The organism is Moritella sp. 5 (assembly GCF_018219455.1).
GTDB lineage: Bacteria > Pseudomonadota > Gammaproteobacteria > Enterobacterales > Moritellaceae > Moritella.
This window is the reverse complement of the sequence record NZ_CP056122.1, coordinates 514,422-531,521: the sequence shown is the minus strand read 5'-3', so window position 1 is coordinate 531,521 and position 17,100 is coordinate 514,422. Positions and strand designations below refer to the sequence as shown.

At 40.9% G+C, this 17,100-nt stretch carries 20 protein-coding genes; 7 read left to right on the top strand and 13 right to left on the bottom strand.

Annotation, left to right across the window (positions count from 1 at the left end; genetic code table 11):
- Positions 1-262: 262 nt before the first annotated feature.
- The gene (gene rsd / locus HWV01_RS02480; RefSeq protein WP_211673929.1) at positions 263-751 is read left to right on the top strand and encodes a sigma D regulator; all 489 of its coding nucleotides are present in this window, start codon (positions 263-265) and stop codon (positions 749-751) included.
- 123 nt (positions 752-874) lie between these two features.
- Here rsd and fkpA read toward each other — a convergent pair whose 3' ends face one another.
- Positions 875-1,627 (bottom strand): FKBP-type peptidyl-prolyl cis-trans isomerase, encoded by a 753-nt coding sequence (gene fkpA / locus HWV01_RS02475; RefSeq protein WP_211673928.1) that lies wholly within the window; start codon positions 1,625-1,627, stop codon positions 875-877.
- A 253-nt stretch (positions 1,628-1,880) separates the two neighbouring features.
- Between fkpA and HWV01_RS02470 the strand changes: the two genes are divergently transcribed.
- On the top strand, positions 1,881-2,102 hold the full coding sequence (locus tag HWV01_RS02470) for a SlyX family protein (protein WP_045111891.1): 222 nt from the start codon (positions 1,881-1,883) through the stop codon (positions 2,100-2,102).
- A 166-nt stretch (positions 2,103-2,268) separates the two neighbouring features.
- Here HWV01_RS02470 and slyD read toward each other — a convergent pair whose 3' ends face one another.
- Positions 2,269-2,841 carry a peptidylprolyl isomerase gene (gene slyD, locus HWV01_RS02465; protein WP_211673927.1) on the bottom strand — a complete coding sequence of 191 codons (573 nt, stop codon included), beginning with the start codon at positions 2,839-2,841 and terminating at the stop codon, positions 2,269-2,271.
- A gap of 51 nt (positions 2,842-2,892) precedes the next feature.
- Complete coding sequence (locus tag HWV01_RS02460; protein WP_045111893.1) at positions 2,893-3,096, bottom strand: YheV family putative zinc ribbon protein; 204 nt, start codon at positions 3,094-3,096, stop codon at positions 2,893-2,895.
- A gap of 189 nt (positions 3,097-3,285) precedes the next feature.
- On the opposite strand from HWV01_RS02460, the gene HWV01_RS02455 reads away from it, so the two are divergent.
- The gene (locus HWV01_RS02455) at positions 3,286-5,199 is read left to right on the top strand and encodes an ABC transporter ATP-binding protein (RefSeq protein ID WP_211673926.1); all 1,914 of its coding nucleotides are present in this window, start codon (positions 3,286-3,288) and stop codon (positions 5,197-5,199) included.
- Positions 5,200-5,245: 46 nt separating this feature from the next.
- Here the strand turns inward: HWV01_RS02455 and HWV01_RS02450 are convergent, their stop codons facing one another.
- The 8 genes from HWV01_RS02450 to HWV01_RS02415 all read right to left on the bottom strand — a co-directional run bounded on the left by HWV01_RS02450 (position 5,246) and on the right by HWV01_RS02415 (position 12,154).
- The gene (locus HWV01_RS02450) at positions 5,246-6,286 is read right to left on the bottom strand and encodes an oxidoreductase (RefSeq protein WP_211673925.1); all 1,041 of its coding nucleotides are present in this window, start codon (positions 6,284-6,286) and stop codon (positions 5,246-5,248) included.
- A 186-nt stretch (positions 6,287-6,472) separates the two neighbouring features.
- The gene (locus HWV01_RS02445; protein WP_211673924.1) at positions 6,473-6,832 is read right to left on the bottom strand and encodes a nuclear transport factor 2 family protein; all 360 of its coding nucleotides are present in this window, start codon (positions 6,830-6,832) and stop codon (positions 6,473-6,475) included.
- A 147-nt stretch (positions 6,833-6,979) separates the two neighbouring features.
- Positions 6,980-8,329, bottom strand: a complete 1,350-nt coding sequence (locus tag HWV01_RS02440) for a hypothetical protein (RefSeq protein WP_211673923.1) — start codon at positions 8,327-8,329, stop codon at positions 6,980-6,982.
- A complete protein-coding gene (locus HWV01_RS02435) occupies positions 8,316-9,020 on the bottom strand; it encodes an energy transducer TonB (RefSeq protein WP_211673922.1) in 705 nt (234 codons plus the stop codon). The genes HWV01_RS02440 and HWV01_RS02435 overlap by 14 nt, the downstream gene beginning before the upstream one ends.
- Positions 8,992-9,393 (bottom strand): biopolymer transporter ExbD, encoded by a 402-nt coding sequence (locus tag HWV01_RS02430; RefSeq protein WP_211673921.1) that lies wholly within the window; start codon positions 9,391-9,393, stop codon positions 8,992-8,994. Before HWV01_RS02430 ends, HWV01_RS02435 begins: the two co-directional genes overlap by 29 nt.
- Positions 9,394-9,900: a MotA/TolQ/ExbB proton channel family protein gene (locus HWV01_RS02425; RefSeq protein ID WP_211673920.1), complete on the bottom strand. Its 507-nt coding sequence runs from the start codon at positions 9,898-9,900 to the stop codon at positions 9,394-9,396.
- 2 nt (positions 9,901-9,902) lie between these two features.
- On the bottom strand, positions 9,903-11,339 hold the full coding sequence (locus HWV01_RS02420; RefSeq protein WP_211673919.1) for a MotA/TolQ/ExbB proton channel family protein: 1,437 nt from the start codon (positions 11,337-11,339) through the stop codon (positions 9,903-9,905).
- A complete protein-coding gene (locus HWV01_RS02415; RefSeq protein WP_211673918.1) occupies positions 11,339-12,154 on the bottom strand; it encodes a DUF3450 domain-containing protein in 816 nt (271 codons plus the stop codon). Before HWV01_RS02415 ends, HWV01_RS02420 begins: the two co-directional genes overlap by 1 nt.
- A gap of 162 nt (positions 12,155-12,316) precedes the next feature.
- On the opposite strand from HWV01_RS02415, the gene HWV01_RS02410 reads away from it, so the two are divergent.
- Together HWV01_RS02410 and HWV01_RS02405 are read left to right on the top strand one after the other, a co-directional pair.
- A complete protein-coding gene (locus tag HWV01_RS02410) occupies positions 12,317-12,544 on the top strand; it encodes a YheU family protein (RefSeq protein ID WP_211673917.1) in 228 nt (75 codons plus the stop codon).
- 86 nt (positions 12,545-12,630) lie between these two features.
- A complete protein-coding gene (locus HWV01_RS02405) occupies positions 12,631-13,500 on the top strand; it encodes a phosphoribulokinase (protein ID WP_211673916.1) in 870 nt (289 codons plus the stop codon).
- A gap of 101 nt (positions 13,501-13,601) precedes the next feature.
- Here the strand turns inward: HWV01_RS02405 and HWV01_RS02400 are convergent, their stop codons facing one another.
- Both HWV01_RS02400 and HWV01_RS02395 read right to left on the bottom strand, forming a co-directional pair.
- Positions 13,602-14,501 (bottom strand): lysine exporter LysO family protein, encoded by a 900-nt coding sequence (locus HWV01_RS02400; RefSeq protein WP_211673915.1) that lies wholly within the window; start codon positions 14,499-14,501, stop codon positions 13,602-13,604.
- Positions 14,502-14,524: 23 nt separating this feature from the next.
- The gene (locus HWV01_RS02395) at positions 14,525-15,460 is read right to left on the bottom strand and encodes a bifunctional precorrin-2 dehydrogenase/sirohydrochlorin ferrochelatase (RefSeq protein ID WP_211673914.1); all 936 of its coding nucleotides are present in this window, start codon (positions 15,458-15,460) and stop codon (positions 14,525-14,527) included.
- A gap of 196 nt (positions 15,461-15,656) precedes the next feature.
- Here HWV01_RS02395 and HWV01_RS02390 point away from each other — a divergent pair, with 196 nt between their 5' ends.
- A complete protein-coding gene (locus HWV01_RS02390; RefSeq protein WP_211673913.1) occupies positions 15,657-16,244 on the top strand; it encodes a super-infection exclusion protein B in 588 nt (195 codons plus the stop codon).
- Positions 16,245-16,490: 246 nt separating this feature from the next.
- Positions 16,491-17,099: a GTP cyclohydrolase II gene (gene ribA, locus HWV01_RS02385; RefSeq protein ID WP_211673912.1), complete on the top strand. Its 609-nt coding sequence runs from the start codon at positions 16,491-16,493 to the stop codon at positions 17,097-17,099.
- Position 17,100: the final 1 nt, after the last annotated feature.

The window sequence follows — 17,100 nt, the reverse complement described above, 5'->3', positions numbered from 1 at the left end:
TTAGTACTAATAGAATCAGAGACCTTAATCACAATTCATTAACAAGCTCTCAATGCAAAACCAAAAATCAGTCATAACAAAGACTTATATGCTATGATTAGACATACAACAGTTTAAAATCAGTAATCGTCCTTTAGTAGATAAATCTATTACTGTGGTGCTAATTAATCAGGTTTGACCAGATAAAATAGTGTTGACGTTTTACGGTAAAAAATTTAGTAATAGGAAACCTTATTTTTTAAGGGTACATGGAGTAAGTCATATGTTAACCAAATTAGAACAAGCGCAACAAGCTTGGGGCGGCACGCACAACGCCATCGATCATTGGCTAGAAGAGCGACAAGAACTGATTGTCGATTATTGCAAACTCGAAGGCTTACCCCCATTTGAAAAAACAGCCACATTACCCAGCAAAGATGAACTGCAAGCCTTTTGCCAAATATTAATTGATTATTTATCTACGGGTCATTTTGAAGTTTATGACCAAATCGTATCTCAATGTGCAGAATACAGCGTAAAAAGCCTTGCCCTCGCACAAAAAATCCAACCTAAGATAGTGTTAACCACAGAAGCATTACTTGAATTCAATGATAAATACGCCGAAGCAAATCAAGATGACGACATTCTCCTGCTATCTTTAGATGAAGATATGTCAAAAATCGGAGAGCTATTAGAACAACGCTTTGAGTTAGAAGATAAATTGCTGTTTACCCTAGCGACTTATCACCGCGAAGTTGTCGACGCAGAATAAGTTCTGTTCATCTGATTTAACTCCAGCCAATAAAAAACCCATTCACATCGTCAGATATGAATGGGTTTTTATTTAACTGCAGCAACCTAAAAATAGGAAACTGCATTGTTAATATTAGTTTTATTACTTATCTTGACCAGCAATTTCTAATAATTCAACTTCAAATACTAATGTTGAATTTGGTGGAATATCTGCACCCGCACCTTGTGCGCCATAACCTAATTCAGATGGGATGTATAATTTATACTTACTACCCACGTTCATTAGCGCCACACCTTCAGTCCAACCAGGGATCACACGATTAAGTGCGAATGTTGCTGGTTCGCCACGTTCAACAGAGCTATCAAAAACGTTACCATTTAATAATGAGCCAGTATAATGCACAGTTACCGTATCACTTGGTGTTGCTTTCTTGCCTGTACCCGCTGCTAGCACTTCATATTGAAGACCAGATTCAGTCGTGGTGATACCTTCTTTCTTGCCATTTTCAGCAAAGAATTTTTTTGCATCTACTTCTGCTTTTTCGCTTTCTATACGTGCAGCTTCAGTTGATAGCGTATTCATTTTCTCGTCATACGCTTTTAATACAGTTTGTAATTCTTCATCAGATAACTGCGTGGATTCGTTTAACGCATCAGTAATACCTTGAACGATGATTTCCTTATCTAATGGTGCACCTAACTCTTCTTGACGCTTAAGGGGTGCGACCAAGTTGCGTGCAACGATTGAACCGATTGCATAAGCCGCTTGTTGATCTTCAGTGTATGCTTTAATGTCTGTTACTTTTTCTGCTGGAGCTTCTTGTGCTTCTTGACCACATGCCGCTAACAGAGATACTGCTGAAGCGAGTACCGTTACTTTAAAAAATTTTTTCATCGAAATACCTAATTAAAATAATGCAGTGTAATTCCACAACTACGTTCTAAGTTACTTATACCTAATAACTACTTAGTATTATCATAACTATTTGATGCTTCCATACAAGATATTAACAACTATAAATGTAAAAAATGATAAATCATCCAACTTTACTTAATTTTACATCCTATCTAGCCTAGTATTTCAGCTCAAATAAATCGACATTACATGTTAAACTTAGTTCATAAAATTACAGCCATAGCGGAAAAACATGGAAATTCAGCAATTAGAAGAGCGTGTTTGTGACTTAGAGATGAAACTAAGTTTTCAAGACGACACTATCGAACAATTAAATAACGCCATTATTGATCAGCAAAAAATACTTGAAGATCAAAAAGTACAGCTGACTTTTTTAATTAGTCGTATAAAAACAATGCAGGTGGGCAGTGGACTAGCAAGCGAAGCAGATGAGACACCACCACCGCATTATTGATACGTGAATGGCTGTGGTTGCCGAGAGCAAAAATAGCAGGCTATTTACTATAAACAATAAAATGCCAGTCACAGTGACTGGCATTTTGCTTTTAATTAAACCGAAATTTAATTGTTATTGTGGGTCATCGACAATCAATAACCGACGCCCCCAAGATGGCTAACGACTAGTGGCCGCCGCAACAACCATCTTTTTTCTCTTCTTTTGGTTCTTCAGAACCACAACAGCCGCCTTCATGATCATGGTCGTGTCCGTGGTCATGACCACAACCGCCAGCGCCATGAATATGACCATGCTCTAGCTCTTCTTCAGTTGCTTCACGAATACCGATAACTTCACCGTTAAATTGCAGTGTACGACCCGCAAATGGGTGGTTAGCATCAACAACAATAATGTCGTCTTCAACTGCCGTTACGATAACAGTACGGTGACCTGCATCAGTGTCAGCACTGAATGCCATACCCGGTTCAACGCCTTCAACACCCTCGAATAACTCAGCAGGTACTTCTTGAACAAGTTCTGGATCATAAATGCCGTAGCCTTGTTCTGGCTGGATAGTTACGTCAAATTCGTTACCTACTGCTAGGCCTTCTAATTCAGCTTCAAGACCAGGAACAAGGTAACCAGAACCCATTAAGAATTCCAGTGGTTGTGAATCACGCGTATCATCGATAAGCTCGCCTTTATCGTCTGTTACTGCGAAGTGTAGTACTACTACTGAGTTTGCTTCAATAAACATATCTATTCTCTTCATTCCTGATTAACTATATATGGTTGTCTTTAAACAAGGCTATTGCTTAAAAACACCAATCATTTGTTCAAAATCGCGGGTGGCGGTACTCACCTCTCCATCGGCTTGCGCTTGGGTATAACCACAGCTGACACATTCAATTGTTTCTACCCCATTCACTTGAAATAGCTGGATCACATCTATTTCATTGCACGTCGGGCATTTAGCGCCGGCGACAAAGCGTTTTTTCTTCCGTTCAACCACAGCAACCTCCCAGTCATTTACGATGTAAGTTAACTTAAATCATCAGCCTATCGTTGCTGATAATTGGTCTATTACCATCGTTTAACTATAAGTGTACTTTATTCTTAGTACAAATTTCAAAGTTTAACATTTTAAACTGCGCATAAATCCGCTAAAATCGCCGCAATTATAGTTACTAATAGCCCTCATATGATCATAGCTAGCGATATTGAACTTCTGCGTGGCGGCAAGCCGCTTATTACGAATACCAGTGCCAAAATCAATCCAGGTCAAAAGGTTGGTTTAGTCGGTAAGAATGGTTGTGGTAAATCCAGCCTATTCGCCCTTATTCGCCATGAAATTAGTTTGGATAACGGTAGCCTAACCTATCCAAGCAGCTGGCAAGTCTCTAGTGTGAAACAGGAAACGCCCGCGCTTGATCGTAGTGCCCATGATTATGTGCTGGATGGCGACACTGAATTCCGTCAATTAGAAGCTGGTCTTGCACAAGCTGAAGCAGCAGATAACGGTAATAAAATTGCAGAGTTCCACGGCAAGCTAGATGCGATTGGTGCTTACAGCATTAACGCCCGTTGCTCTGAACTGTTATCGGGTTTAGGGTTTACGGAAGACAAACAACAACTACCAGTACAAAGTTTCTCGGGTGGTTGGCGTATGCGTTTAAACTTAGCACAGGCACTGTTATGTCGTTCTGACTTATTGCTACTTGATGAACCAACCAACCACTTGGATTTAGATGCGGTTATTTGGTTAGAAAAATGGTTAAAACAGTACGATGGCACATTAATGCTGATCTCACATGATCGTGACTTCCTCGATGCCATTATTACTAAGATCATTCACGTTGAAGACCAAAAACTAAACGAATACACAGGTGATTACACCTCGTTCGAAAAACAACGTGCCGAGAAACTATCACAACAGCAATCGATGTTTGAAAAGCAACAGCGTGAAGTTGCTCACATGCAAAGCTATATCGATCGTTTCCGCTACAAAGCATCAAAAGCTAAACAAGCACAGAGTCGTATTAAAGCGATGGAGCGTATGGAGCTTATTTCTGCGGCCAATGCCGATTCACAGTTTAGCTTTAGTTTCTTAAAACCCGATGCCCTGCCACTCCCGTTGTTAACAATGGAGGACGTATGTGCAGGTTATGGCGATACCTTAATTCTAGATAACATTAAATTGAATCTCGTCCCGGGCAGTCGTATTGGTCTACTCGGTCGTAACGGCGCAGGTAAGTCAACACTGATTAAATTATTGTCTGCTGAAATGGAGCCGATTAGAGGCACACTCGAAGTTAACCCTAATTCAAAAGTAGGTTACTTTGCCCAGCACCAATTAGAATTTTTACGCTTAGACGATACGCCACTACAACACATGGTTCGTCTAGCACCAGACAAAACAGAATTAGAGCTACGTAAATATTTAGGTGGTTTTGGTTTCATCGGTGAAAAAGCGTTAGATATTGTGCGCCCATTCTCAGGTGGTGAAAAAGCACGGTTAGTATTAGCGCTGATCGTATGGCAAAAACCAAATCTATTGCTGCTTGATGAACCAACCAACCACTTGGATTTAGAAATGCGTCACGCGCTGTCAGTCGCCCTACAAGGCTTCGAAGGCGCTATGGTTGTAGTATCACATGATCGTCACTTATTACGCTCTACAACCGATGAGCTGTACTTGGTACACGATAAGAAAGTATTACCCTTTGATGGTGATCTCGATGATTACCATCGCTGGTTAAGCGAACAACAAAAAGTTGAGAAGCAAGCTACACAAATAGTGAATACTGGCGTCAACAGTGCGCAAGCAAAGAAAGATCAAAAGCGTAAAGCCGCTGAACTGCGTAAGTTGACACAACCAGTACGCAAGCAAATCGAAAAACTAGACAAGCAGTTAGAAACCTTAGGCGACAAGTTGACTGCCGTTGAAGCACAACTCAGTGAAACCAGTATTTATGAAGATCAAAACAAGGCCAAGCTAAAAACCGCATTAAGCGAGCAAGCGAACTTTGTTGTGGCGATTGAAGACGCTGAGACCACTTGGATGGACTTGAACGAACAGCTTGAAGAAATGATTGAAGAAAGCGAACACGCTTAACTGACATAGCAAGTAGAGGCAAATTTTATATCTGCCTCTACTGTCATTACAACGTCACAGATAAAGTCTTACCTAAGCGGCTACTTTCCATAGCCAGTTCAATTAATTTAATATTCAACAACGCTTCTCCTGCTGTTACCGGTGGTTTGGTCTGTAATCGAATCGCATTAGCCATTGTAAAAAAATACTGCTGATAACAACCACGCTCCGTTGTTATTATTTCAGCATCATCAGCGCTATATAGACAACCGTATTGTTCAGCGGTTTCATCAGCCCAGCATACATCGACAGGTAATACACCTGCAATTAAACGCGCTTCTTGTGGATCTAATCCATATTTCTCATAACTACCTTTCGACCCCTTAACGCTGAAACGTTTATTTGGACCAGCACTGAAGAGATCTGCATGTAGGGTTGTCACTTGATTGGGGTAATGCAGTACAAGATTAAAATAATCTACGTTCGTTGAATCCTCTCGCATTATTAAACATTGAGCGGTGATCGCATCTGGTACACCAAACAATGCCAACGCTTGATCAAGCAGATGCGGGCCTAAATCAAATAAAATACCACCACCATTAGCTGCTTGTTCGCGCCAACGTTGACGTACTGCAGGTCGGAAACGGTCAAAATGAGATTCGAAACTCTTCAGTTCCCCAATACGATCGTCTTCAATTAGTTTTTTAACGGTAAGGAAATCACCATCCCAACGACGATTATGATAAACGCTCAGAACAAGCCCTTTCTCGACGGATAATTCGATTAATGCCTCACCATCAGCAATATTGGTGACAAACGGTTTTTCGAGAACAACATGTTTATTATTTTCTAAGGCCTGTTTTGCTAAACAAAAATGAACATCGTTGGGCGCAGTAATAATGACAAGTTCGGCATCAGAGTTCGTAAAAAGATCATCGGCAGTCGTATAATGAGCTACGGTAGGAAAATCAGTAACAACCGCATCACGCTGGCTACTGCTAATCGCAACTAACTCAAAGTCAGGCAAGCTAGTAATAAAGGGGATATGAAAAGTTTTTGCAGAAAAACCATAGCCGATAACGGCTGTTTTAATCGGTGCTAAAGCCATAGTTATTAACTCTTTATTTATGAAGTAACGGTACGTGCACATCAAATCAAATCGTAATTTAATGTATGTCTATTTGCACGATAAAGTTACACGTGATACCTAAATAAAAAGTGATCGCAAGAATGTGCAGCGGAACTAATCCTATGATAACAAGCCCCGCTTTAAATTATAATGTCTCTCAATGGTTCAAAATAGGCGTTTCCATTGTTCAGTATCGACGAACCACCTTTCCTCATAAATTTTGTCACCTTCAAATCTGAACAAGACGGATAATGCGGAGAACTCTATTTTATTTGATTTCCACTCAACGATTGAGACGACTTCATTTTTGCCTTCAATCTGACGAAGTTCTATGATTTCGAAACCAGGTGGAAGTAAGCCACCCAGCTGGTCTAGCACAGTGCGAAACGTCGTCAGCCCTCTTACTATATTCTCCTGTCCCGGCATTATGAATGTAATATCATCTGTGTAATCAGCGACTAAGGTATCAAAATCACCTGCGTCAACGGCTTCCCAACCACGCTGTACTATATTAGATAGTTTCATTACGGTTGCCTTCAATAAATTTTTATCATTTAACTATAGAAGGCATTTAATAACCCTGCCCTAGTTATCATTAGATAAATACGTCACCAAAAGAAAGTTAACTAGCATATACAACTATTTTATCATCACTAAATATGACATTATGATTTACAACTGTGCTAACCAGCCTTTACTGTAACCTTGATATTGCTTGGTCTGTAATAGCTGTAAATTATCTTTTGCTTGTGCTTTTTTACCTTGTTCAATCTGGCTGACGGCTAATAAAAAACGCCATTTGTCAGCCATGAGTAAGCTCTTTTTATCATCGCCCTTAACACCATGAACCAGCAAAGCTGCATACGCTAATTCCGCTTCTGACCAACGTGCTTCTAAATACAATAACTGCGCTTGCTGTTGGTCATGTTTGGCAAACTTAATACCTGCGTCAGCAGCCTGTGCTAACACAATAAGTGCCATGCTGCGTTCACGCGCCATTAACCACGCATTACTCAAGCCCTTAAAATAAGCGCGATCTTGCTGCAATAATTTCTTTTCAGCTCCTTCTAAATACACAGCGGCGGCTAATCGAGGCTGTTGCTGCTGTAGATATAGCGAGGCTAATACGCGATAACCTTGTGCGGTGAGCAAACCTTGGTTACGGGTGATCGCCAATGTCGATAACGCGGATTTATTCTGCTCTAAAGTCAGGTAGCTATACGCTAATCGTTCCCAATAATCTTTTGCCTTAGGAAAATCCACGACCGCAATTTTAAGGTACTTATTAAGCTGTTTGTTCTGATCTAAACGCTGTAACAAAGCTAATAACAGTTGCAGATAAGATTCATTTTTGGGTACTAATTGATAAGCACGTTTTGATGGCGTAAGGGCGACGGTTAACTTGTCTTGTAAATAATAGGCTTGCGCTAATAATGCGGCATTACGGGCTTGTTTGGTTGTAGTTATTTTATATTTGGCGCGTTGTTTGTCATCGAGTTTGTCCACCAGCGTAAACCAAGCATTAAGGTGTTTTGCGACCACGCTCCACGACTTAGTTGCTTGTCCTTTCGTCGTAACAGCGTCTGCTGTTAATGATGCGGCTAACTGTGCAGCCAGTTGTTGGAATGTCAGTTGTTGCTCAAGTTCGAGCGATAAACCTAATAACTGATTCACCACCTGATAGCCTTGCTGATAATCTTCCTGCATGAGCAGAACTTGCAGCTGTAAATTACTGGCTAGCAATTGACGTTCTATCGAGTGTTCACGCTGCTGCTGGTAAAAATCAGTGATATCTTTAATCAAAATATTGTTAGATTGAACCTTGGCTTTGCTTTGCTTATCGTCTTGTGCAGACATTTTAGTAAAGGCTGTTGTTAAGCTAATATAACGACTATAAACAGATGCCGGAACTTGCTTCGCGTTTGCGTTAGTCATTGAAAGCAATAACAATAAAAACATCAAGCATAACGAGGTACCAGATAGCAAGGCTGAACAATGCTGTTTCACTCTAATTAAGTTCAAAACCCATTCTCCATTTTTTCCACACCTTAGTACCTATAGGGGCTTTTTCAAACTCCCAACGACGCACCGATTTACGCGATGTTTTAGCAAAGTAACCACGTGGTTTTTCTTCGATAACCTTAATCTCTTCTGCACGACCATCATCATTAATCAAGATATGTAACACCACATACCCTTCAATCCTGAGGCGTTTGGCTTTATACGGATATTGCGGTTCAGTTTTACGTAATATTTTTGCAAAACCAATTTCAGGTTTACCAGTAGTCGCTTGTACTACAGTCGCCACTACAATGGGCGTGACTTCGGCTTGGGGTTGAATATAACTCGTGACATCAACAAATTGTGGTGAGACATCAAAGGTCGGCACCGCTAACGCTGGCAAGGTTATACTGCTGTTTAAATTAATGTTCTGCACATCGAAACTAGGCTGTATCGATTGTGGCAGTGCAACCATATCTTGCTGTGGTTTCGGCTCTGGGAGCACCTCTAACTCAGGGGTAATGTCCTGCTCTTCCACATTCGAATCAGTGAACTGACGAAAGTTAATCGTGATCGGATCGTTCACTGGCGCTTTATTCCCGCCAATAGTGAGAGAATAAATTAATCCCGCTAAACTAATATTAACCAGTACCGCCAGTACAAGCGCGATTAAACGAAAGCGTTTACTGCCCCGCTGTTGCGACTGCAACATTGTCCACCCCAGCTAATCTAATTTGATCTAATACTTCAATTAAACGGCCGGTATCAACCGTGCGATCAGCATTCAACATCACTGAAGTATGATCACCACCACTCAAGGTCTTTACTCGGCTACGCAATTTGCGGATATCAACGGGTTCGCCTTCAATCCAAACGCCATTTTCAGCATCGATAGACACAACTAAACTCACAGACCCTTGCAGATCATTCGTCGCGCCATCGGGACGTTGAATATCAATCGCATTCATTTTATTAAACGATGCAGTCACTAAAAAAAAGATAAGTAAAATAAACACCATATCAATCATAGGTGTTAAGTCGACAGTGAGCGTATCACTATTATTTCGGCTAAATCGCGTTCTCATTTATATCCCTTTAACAACTAATTTTTGGGCCAGATCTGAGGTCAATAAATTTGCCCGTTTGTTCAAACTATGACAAAAAAACAAACCAGATAGCCCCGTGACCAACCCCGCTAACGTAGTTAATAATGCTTGGGCAATCCCACTGTTAAATAACTCCGATACACCGAGACTGTCAGACAACACGGCAAAATTATCAATCATGCCATCGACGGTGCCCAGTAACCCTAATAAGGGTAAAACCCCGGTTAAGGTTTTAATAAAAATAAGCTTACGAGTGAGCCGACTTTGTAATTCAGAAATAAAGCCATCGCGCACCGCGACAGCCAGTAAATGAGATTGGCCTTGCCATTGCGCCCATTCACCTTGGTAGTGTTTAGACAATGCAGGATATTGCAATCCATACTGTAAATAGCAGCGAGCAATCGTCCACCACATAACCACAGACAACAACATAATAACCCAAAAGATCACCGATGCATTGCTAAGAAAATCCATAAACCCAGACATACTTACACGTTACCTATCGCTTGCTGCTGATGAGTCATTACTCGAGGCTCTGCTTCATTGGCATATAAGCTGAGACGCTGTTGACGCTGCGCTAATAAACCTGCACTTTGATGTTCTATCACATGTAAGATACTGTCACTTTTACTGATTAATAAACTGTGTAATAACATCAGTGGTACAGCGGCAATCAAACCAAACTTAGTGGTTAACAAAGCTTGAGAAATACCACTTGATAGCACTTGTGGGTCGCTGTTGCCATAAGCGGTAATAGCTTGAAATGTTTCAATCATCCCCGCCACAGTACCTAATAACCCGAGCAGTGGTGCGATAGTCGCCAGTACAGCGATCGACCCTAACCCTTTACGACATTCAGGTAATTCAGCCAAAATCGCTTCATCAAGAAAACGCGCTAATTCATCAGTATTACTGTGTTCGTGACGCTCGGCAACACCGATGATGCGGCCGAGTGAGTTATCCGTCAGTTTATCTAATTGTTGTTTTTGTAATTCTATTTTCTTCGCTTCGCGCGTCAGAACCAACAATCGGAATAAACCGATTATCATGCCGATAATACCCACAGCGACAATAATGCCACCGACAACACCCGCGTCAGAAAATACCTGCCACCACGCGCTAGTCTGTGCAGCACGTACTAACAATGCACCACCGGATGGATCAATCAGCGTACTAACAAAACCTTCAGACGGTTGTGAAAATGCAGCAATACGTGCCGCCATATCCGTTGTGGTTGGCGTTAATAATTGATAACTTTCACTACCAGCTTGGTACAACAATGGGCCCTGTGCTGAAAACGCGGTGAAACCTGCGATTTGCGTAACAGCTAAGGTTTTTTTACGACCATCGGCCATAGTCACTAACATATCCGCAGTCGTCACTTTACTGCTCGTGACCATTTGTTCGGTAAACAATAACCATAAGTGTTTAATCGCAACTAGGTCCGGTTCGTAGTTTGCTTCACTGTATGGAGAAAGTTGTGTTGCACGTCCTGGCAGTGTTGCACTTAATGGGCTTTTATTTAATTGACCACGTAAGTCCTGACTGGCGCGGCGGAATTCACTGAACACTTTATCCAGATCAGACTTTTCACTATTGGCTAATTTTTGTTTGGCTAAAATCAGTTTGTTATTGCCTGCAATGGTATTTTGTAACTGAGTCATTTTTTGTTGTAACGCTTGGTTACGCTTAGCTTGTTTCGCTAAATTGGCTTTTTGCGTCGCTAAATTACTTTCAAAACGCGTTAACGCTTCGTTATCTATTTTGGTTTCTGCCACATTACTTTGCTTAACTTGTTTTAGCAGATCATCCAGTGGTGTGGCGTAGACGTTGAACATCAACAAACTAGTGGCAATAATAACGGCGTTACAACGTGTAGGCAGAGTACTAAGCACAACCCTAAGTAGAGAGATAATGATAGTCATTATAGCGCCTCCTGCTGTTGCGTAACTGGAACAGTGTGCGCCTTTAATAAAGATGTTTCTAATAAAGGCAGTGCTAATAACGTCGGTACGGTTTTGTTATCCGCGACGTCATAAGCTTGCTTCACTCTGGCTAACCAGCTGGCTGGTAGTGTTAACCAAGTACGGCTGCTGTTATCCCAATAGCCCGCATTGTTATGATCTGGCGTCAGGTAATATAAAGCCACCCGACCAACGCGGATAAGCTGTACGGTTTTGTCCGCATCGCTTAATGGCAATTGTGCTTGCCATGTTTCGATGGTGTCGCCATATTCAGTTTCGATTTGGTAAGCTTCGAGTATGCGGCGATATTTATCCGCAACACTAATATTAGGGTTATTTAATAAACGGTTGAGTTCAGCTAAACGTAATTGACGTTCTTGCCATAAGAAAGGGGTATCTTGTTCGACAAACAGGGTCAGTACTTGCACCATTTCTTGCATTAACGGGGTCAGTTCCATACGCGTTTCACGGACACTCGCCATGTTCTTTTCTAAACTGATTAATAATTGCTGCTGTTGCGAGACCTGCTTGTCTAACTGCGCTGTATAAGCGGTCAATACTGCATTTTCACGTAACAAGGCGCGGTATTCACTGACCGTTTCACTGGTTTTGTCATCGAGATCAGCAATATTCCCCTGAGTACGTTGTGCTTGCGCCTGTGATTGCTGCTTGCTACCAATAATATTATCAAGCTCGCTCGTTGCGGGAGCAGCCTGAGCAGGCATCATTAATGTACCTGCAAGTAACCCAATTGACCAAATTGCTGAATAGTTCATGTTATTCCACTACGACTAAATATGAAGTAAGAGTTAGAGAATTATAAATAGAAAAATCTAAATGAGAATCATTGTATTTAAGCTAACTGTATTTAGCAATCAATTAGAATAAATATGTTAATATTAGGCAAACTATTGGTACATACAACGTAGAGCTCAATTATGATTATTCCATATCAACAAATAGATAAGAATACGCTAAATACATTAATCGAACATTTCGTACTACGAGAAGGTACTGATTATGGCCCCCTCGAGATGTCAATGTCAGAAAAAGTATGTCAAGTAACCAAACAACTTGAAAGCGGTGATGTGGTCATCGTTTACTCTGAATTACATGATAGCGTGAACATCCTAGCCAAGAGCGAAGTTCTTAAAAATCCACAATAATCGTGCAAATTTTATACTTGATCTGAAAGCATTAACCTCGTATAACATAGCTCTATTTCCTTAAATTCAACTAGTTGGTCGATCAAATGTCAGCAAAACATCCTATCATTGCTGTGACAGGTTCATCAGGCGCCGGTACATCTACCACTAGCTTGGCCTTTGCACACATGTTCCAGCAAGAAAACATCAAAGCGTCTTTTATCGAAGGCGACAGCTTTCATCGTTATACCCGTCCCGAAATGGATGTGGCAATCCGCAAAGCCCGTGAACAAGGTCGGCATATCAGCTATTTTGGCCCTGAGGCCAATGATTTTGAGTTACTGGAAAGCTTTTTTCAAGACTATGGGCGTGAGGGCAGCGGTAAATACCGTCGTTACCTGCACTCGTTTGACGAAGCCGTGCCGTATAACTTAATGCCGGGTACGTTTACCCCTTGGCAAGATATCGAAACGGGGACTGATCTTTTATTCTATGAAGGTCTACATGGCGGGGTCGCAACCAAAAACAATGACGTAGCTAAGCATGTTGACCTGCTGATCGGCATGGTGCCAATCGTAAACTTAGAGTGGATCCAAAAATTAGTCCGAGACACTGAAGACCGTGGTCACTCTCGTGAAGCGGTAACAGATTCTATCGTGCGCTCAATGGACGATTACATTAACTTTATTACTCCGCAGTTTTCACGCACCCACATTAACTTTCAGCGTGTACCGTTAGTCGATACCTCAAACCCATTTAGTGCGACAACGATCCCAACGTTGGATGAAAGTTTGGTGGTGATCCGTTTCCAAAGCGTAAAGAATGTCGATTTCCCTTATTTGCTAACCATGATCGATGGTTCGTTTATTTCTGGTATCAATACCTTGGTTGTACCTGGCGGAAAAATGGCACTGGCGATGGAGCTTATCTGTGCGCCATTAATTCGTCAGCTATTAGTTGAAGGTAAAATTAGCTAATTCAAAAATTAACCTGTTCAGGGATTAAATACAAAAAGGGAGACGCTGACTGACAGCACCTCCCTTTTTTTATCTGGGTTTATTAGTCTAAGTTTCCGTGATTACAGCGCCAAGAACACGCTAATAAATAACGGTGACGATAAACTTAAAATAAAACCGCTAACAATCGCGAGCGGTACATAACTATTACCACCGGACTTTTGGATCATTGGTAGCGTGAAGTCCATTGCCGTCGCCCCCGCATAGCCAATTGCAGTGGATGGGTATAAACGAATCAATGATGGAATGATTAAAATAGCCAGCAGCTCACGGCCTAAATCAATAATAAATGCCGCACCACCAAATACTGGCGATAATCCATCTGTAATCAAAATACCCGATAACGAATACCAACCGAAACCCGATGCCAAGGCCAAACCGTTCGTTAACGGTATCTCCAGTAACAAGGCTGCAGCCATCCCTCCTAACCAAGAGCTTAGCATCATGACCACTGCAATCTTGATACCCCAAGTATTAAGTAGAATTTCCCGTAACTTCATCCCACTATTACGTAGCTGGCAACCAATAAACAGTAACAACAATATCAATGCGCCTTCACTGATTGCATCAATATCAATCAGTTCTGAAGACACAAATAAACCCAATATAAAACCAGCAGCAATAACAAAAATTAACTGTAGCGATTCTAAAATAAGATGCCATTTACTTAATGACTCCCCTTCTCCCGCTATCGTTTTCGTTAAACGTTTATCCAGTCCCCACAATGCCATTAAGTTCGCGATTGACACACAACTGAGCACCGTAAAACTGTATAATCCGATATTCTGGATATTTTGCGAAAAATTATCCAGATGCGATAAGCTAATTCCCATCAAAAACAAGATCACGTAGATCATTTTATTGGTGCAAACATTAATCCAATGAATATGTTTAGCTTGTTTTAATTCGACAAGATAGCCCAATACCAAGGGTATGATAACAATGAGAAAACCTGAATACATCTTAAAATCAGTCCTACAAATAATTAAGCGATAACACTAACCGCGTTGAGCTCTGTGGTTAATAAATCAAACTGTGTATTATTATTTATTAACAAACAAACACGCTCACCTTGCTGCTTACGCACTTGCGCTTGCACAACAAAATCATCACTCAGTACAGGATAGCGTTCGGCATCTCGACGGCATAGTTCAACAAAGTCAGCAATATGGTCATCACTGTCCTCGTCGTATAAAATAACATCCGCTTGCTGCATTAAACGCAAGGCTCTTAAACGTAATAAGTCCGTTTCGTCAGGCAGTTGGATTAAATAAATATCACCGTCAACGTCGGTATTTGGCGTGTTTAATTGTAAATCAAACTCTTGTTGTAGTTGCACGGTATCAGTGGCCAGTGTCACGGCTTTAGAGCTGAAAAAACGTTCCCAAAAACGACGTCTTTCTGTCACGCTACTAAACTGTTGCTTGACCCGCTCACGTTGCTCTCCGGCAAATGTACCCAGTTGACCCAGAGTTTCAGGTAATAAGGCTTCAAGTTTTTCACGTAAATAGCGGATCAGTACAGGCGAAGTCCCACCACTTGAGATGGCAATTTGTAATGGCGAGCGGTCAATAATCGAAGGGGTAATGAATTCACACAGTTCAGGTTGATCAGCCACATTGACTAATAAGTTACGTTCACAACAATCTTGCCATACTTGTTTATTAAGCAAAGTATCATCCGTTGTTACCCATACCATCACATAATCAAGGAGATAGTTGCAGTTATAGCCGTCAATAATCACTGTTATTTTGGCATTATCACGATAGCGTTGCAGCGTATCGTTTAAACGTGGGGATAACACAGTTACCTTGGCACCGGCACTCAACAACAAGTCAACTTTTCGACTTGCGACTTCTCCGCCGCCAACAACCAGCACGTTTTTATTATTTACATCCATAAAAATTGGCAAATACTGCATGTGACATCCATTTAAAAGTGCATAAACAGCCGTTAGTATACGGTGCAACCTGCTGATAGTCATCAACATCACGACCATTGAAAATAATTAATTTAGTGGCACAGAAAATGCTTGTATTTGAATCTAAGAAGAATTACATAAATAATGTCATACGTCAGACAATTTTTTGACAGCAGTTATTAGTAGAGGCTTGATCATGCATGAACTGAAGCAGTATATTCAAAATTACAAACAGATAAACATTACCACCACTTGGTTACTGCTTGCTGCAGCATTAGTATTATTACTGCCAACCACTGCACTATCGGTGTCTGGTTTAGAACAATGGGTGACGGAATACCGTGGTTACATCTCTATTATTGTCATTTCAGGCATTGCTTATTTTATCGCGCTGTTACTTGTTCAAGCTGGCCAATCAGTGCTTGAGAAACAAAGTGAAACAGATATGATGAAGAAAATAACCAAAATGGTTAAAATAATGAATACCTCCGAGCAAGCAGTGATCCGCGAATTCATTTTTCAAAAGAAAGATATTATTTCACTACCTTTAGAAGTCGCTTCTGTTGCCAATTTAATCGAACACTGCATTTTAGTACCCGCCCTAAACAGTCAAGAAATCATCGGTACGGGCAGCAAAATCAAACTGTGTATCAATATTAAGGCCCGTGCTTTACTCGATCACAAAGCGTTAGGTTTTCCAGCAGGAAAAATGACCGAACAACAAGCACAAGCGCTTAAAGCAGCACGTCCAGCATTTGCAAAAGAGTTTTACGTACGTCACTAATATTAATCCTGATGCAAATCCAACCAGTCTCTAATCATGATCTTACACAGCAAAGTACATAACTTAGTGTACTTTGCATTGATAAAGAACATAATCTTGTATACTTTGCATTGATAGCGAATGATAATTATCCCGTCTTTTTACAATTCTCTATTCAGATTACCACCATAAACGAGTAAACTAGCCCAAAGTAATTCTATTTGACGTTCATCGCTAATCATAGCGCTGGATAGTAAGAGGTAATCCGTGTCTATTAAATTTATCGCATCTTCAAAACTACCTACACCTTTTGGTACTTTCACAATGCACGGCTTCGAAGACTCAGAGACAGGCAAAGAACATGTGGCGCTAACTTATGGTGAGTTAGCTAAAGATGGAGTCATACTAGGACGTATCCATTCAGAATGTTTAACGGGTGACGCCTTGTTTAGTTTACGCTGTGATTGTGGCTTCCAGCTTGAAACCGCAATGAAAAATATCACCGAAGCAGGTTCTGGTTTTATTCTGTATTTACGTCAAGAAGGTCGTGGTATTGGTCTATTAAACAAGATCCGTGCCTATAATTTACAAGACTCTGGTGCCAATACAGTTGAAGCAAATGAAAAGTTAGGCTTTGCTGCCGATTTACGTAATTATGCCATGTGTAAACCTATGTTAGATCACCTTGGTGTTAATAAAGTAAAGTTGATGACCAACAACCCGAAAAAATTAGCGGCAATGGAAGAATACGGCATTAATGTGGTTGCTCGCCAGCCATTACAAGTGGGTAAGAATATGCACAATGAGCATTATTTGAAAACCAAAGCCGACAAGCTTGGTCATATGATGACTGAAGAACATTTCAAAGAAGATTAAC

What these genes read in the sequence shown, in the direction of transcription:
- rsd (WP_211673929.1), top strand. Translation starts at nt 263, where the DNA reads ATGTTAACCAAATTAGAACAAGCGCAACAAGCTTGGGGCGGCACGCAC.
- fkpA (WP_211673928.1), bottom strand. Translation starts at nt 1,627, where the DNA reads ATGAAAAAATTTTTTAAAGTAACGGTACTCGCTTCAGCAGTATCTCTG.
- HWV01_RS02470 (WP_045111891.1), top strand. Translation starts at nt 1,881, where the DNA reads ATGGAAATTCAGCAATTAGAAGAGCGTGTTTGTGACTTAGAGATGAAA.
- slyD (WP_211673927.1), bottom strand. Translation starts at nt 2,841, where the DNA reads ATGTTTATTGAAGCAAACTCAGTAGTAGTACTACACTTCGCAGTAACA.
- HWV01_RS02455 (WP_211673926.1), top strand. Translation starts at nt 3,286, where the DNA reads ATGATCATAGCTAGCGATATTGAACTTCTGCGTGGCGGCAAGCCGCTT.
- HWV01_RS02450 (WP_211673925.1), bottom strand. Translation starts at nt 6,286, where the DNA reads ATGGCTTTAGCACCGATTAAAACAGCCGTTATCGGCTATGGTTTTTCT.
- HWV01_RS02445 (WP_211673924.1), bottom strand. Translation starts at nt 6,832, where the DNA reads ATGAAACTATCTAATATAGTACAGCGTGGTTGGGAAGCCGTTGACGCA.
- HWV01_RS02435 (WP_211673922.1), bottom strand. Translation starts at nt 9,020, where the DNA reads ATGTTGCAGTCGCAACAGCGGGGCAGTAAACGCTTTCGTTTAATCGCG.
- HWV01_RS02430 (WP_211673921.1), bottom strand. Translation starts at nt 9,393, where the DNA reads ATGAGAACGCGATTTAGCCGAAATAATAGTGATACGCTCACTGTCGAC.
- HWV01_RS02425 (WP_211673920.1), bottom strand. Translation starts at nt 9,900, where the DNA reads ATGTCTGGGTTTATGGATTTTCTTAGCAATGCATCGGTGATCTTTTGG.
- HWV01_RS02420 (WP_211673919.1), bottom strand. Translation starts at nt 11,339, where the DNA reads ATGACTATCATTATCTCTCTACTTAGGGTTGTGCTTAGTACTCTGCCT.
- HWV01_RS02415 (WP_211673918.1), bottom strand. Translation starts at nt 12,154, where the DNA reads ATGAACTATTCAGCAATTTGGTCAATTGGGTTACTTGCAGGTACATTA.
- HWV01_RS02410 (WP_211673917.1), top strand. Translation starts at nt 12,317, where the DNA reads ATGATTATTCCATATCAACAAATAGATAAGAATACGCTAAATACATTA.
- HWV01_RS02405 (WP_211673916.1), top strand. Translation starts at nt 12,631, where the DNA reads ATGTCAGCAAAACATCCTATCATTGCTGTGACAGGTTCATCAGGCGCC.
- HWV01_RS02400 (WP_211673915.1), bottom strand. Translation starts at nt 14,501, where the DNA reads ATGTATTCAGGTTTTCTCATTGTTATCATACCCTTGGTATTGGGCTAT.
- HWV01_RS02395 (WP_211673914.1), bottom strand. Translation starts at nt 15,460, where the DNA reads ATGCAGTATTTGCCAATTTTTATGGATGTAAATAATAAAAACGTGCTG.
- HWV01_RS02390 (WP_211673913.1), top strand. Translation starts at nt 15,657, where the DNA reads ATGCATGAACTGAAGCAGTATATTCAAAATTACAAACAGATAAACATT.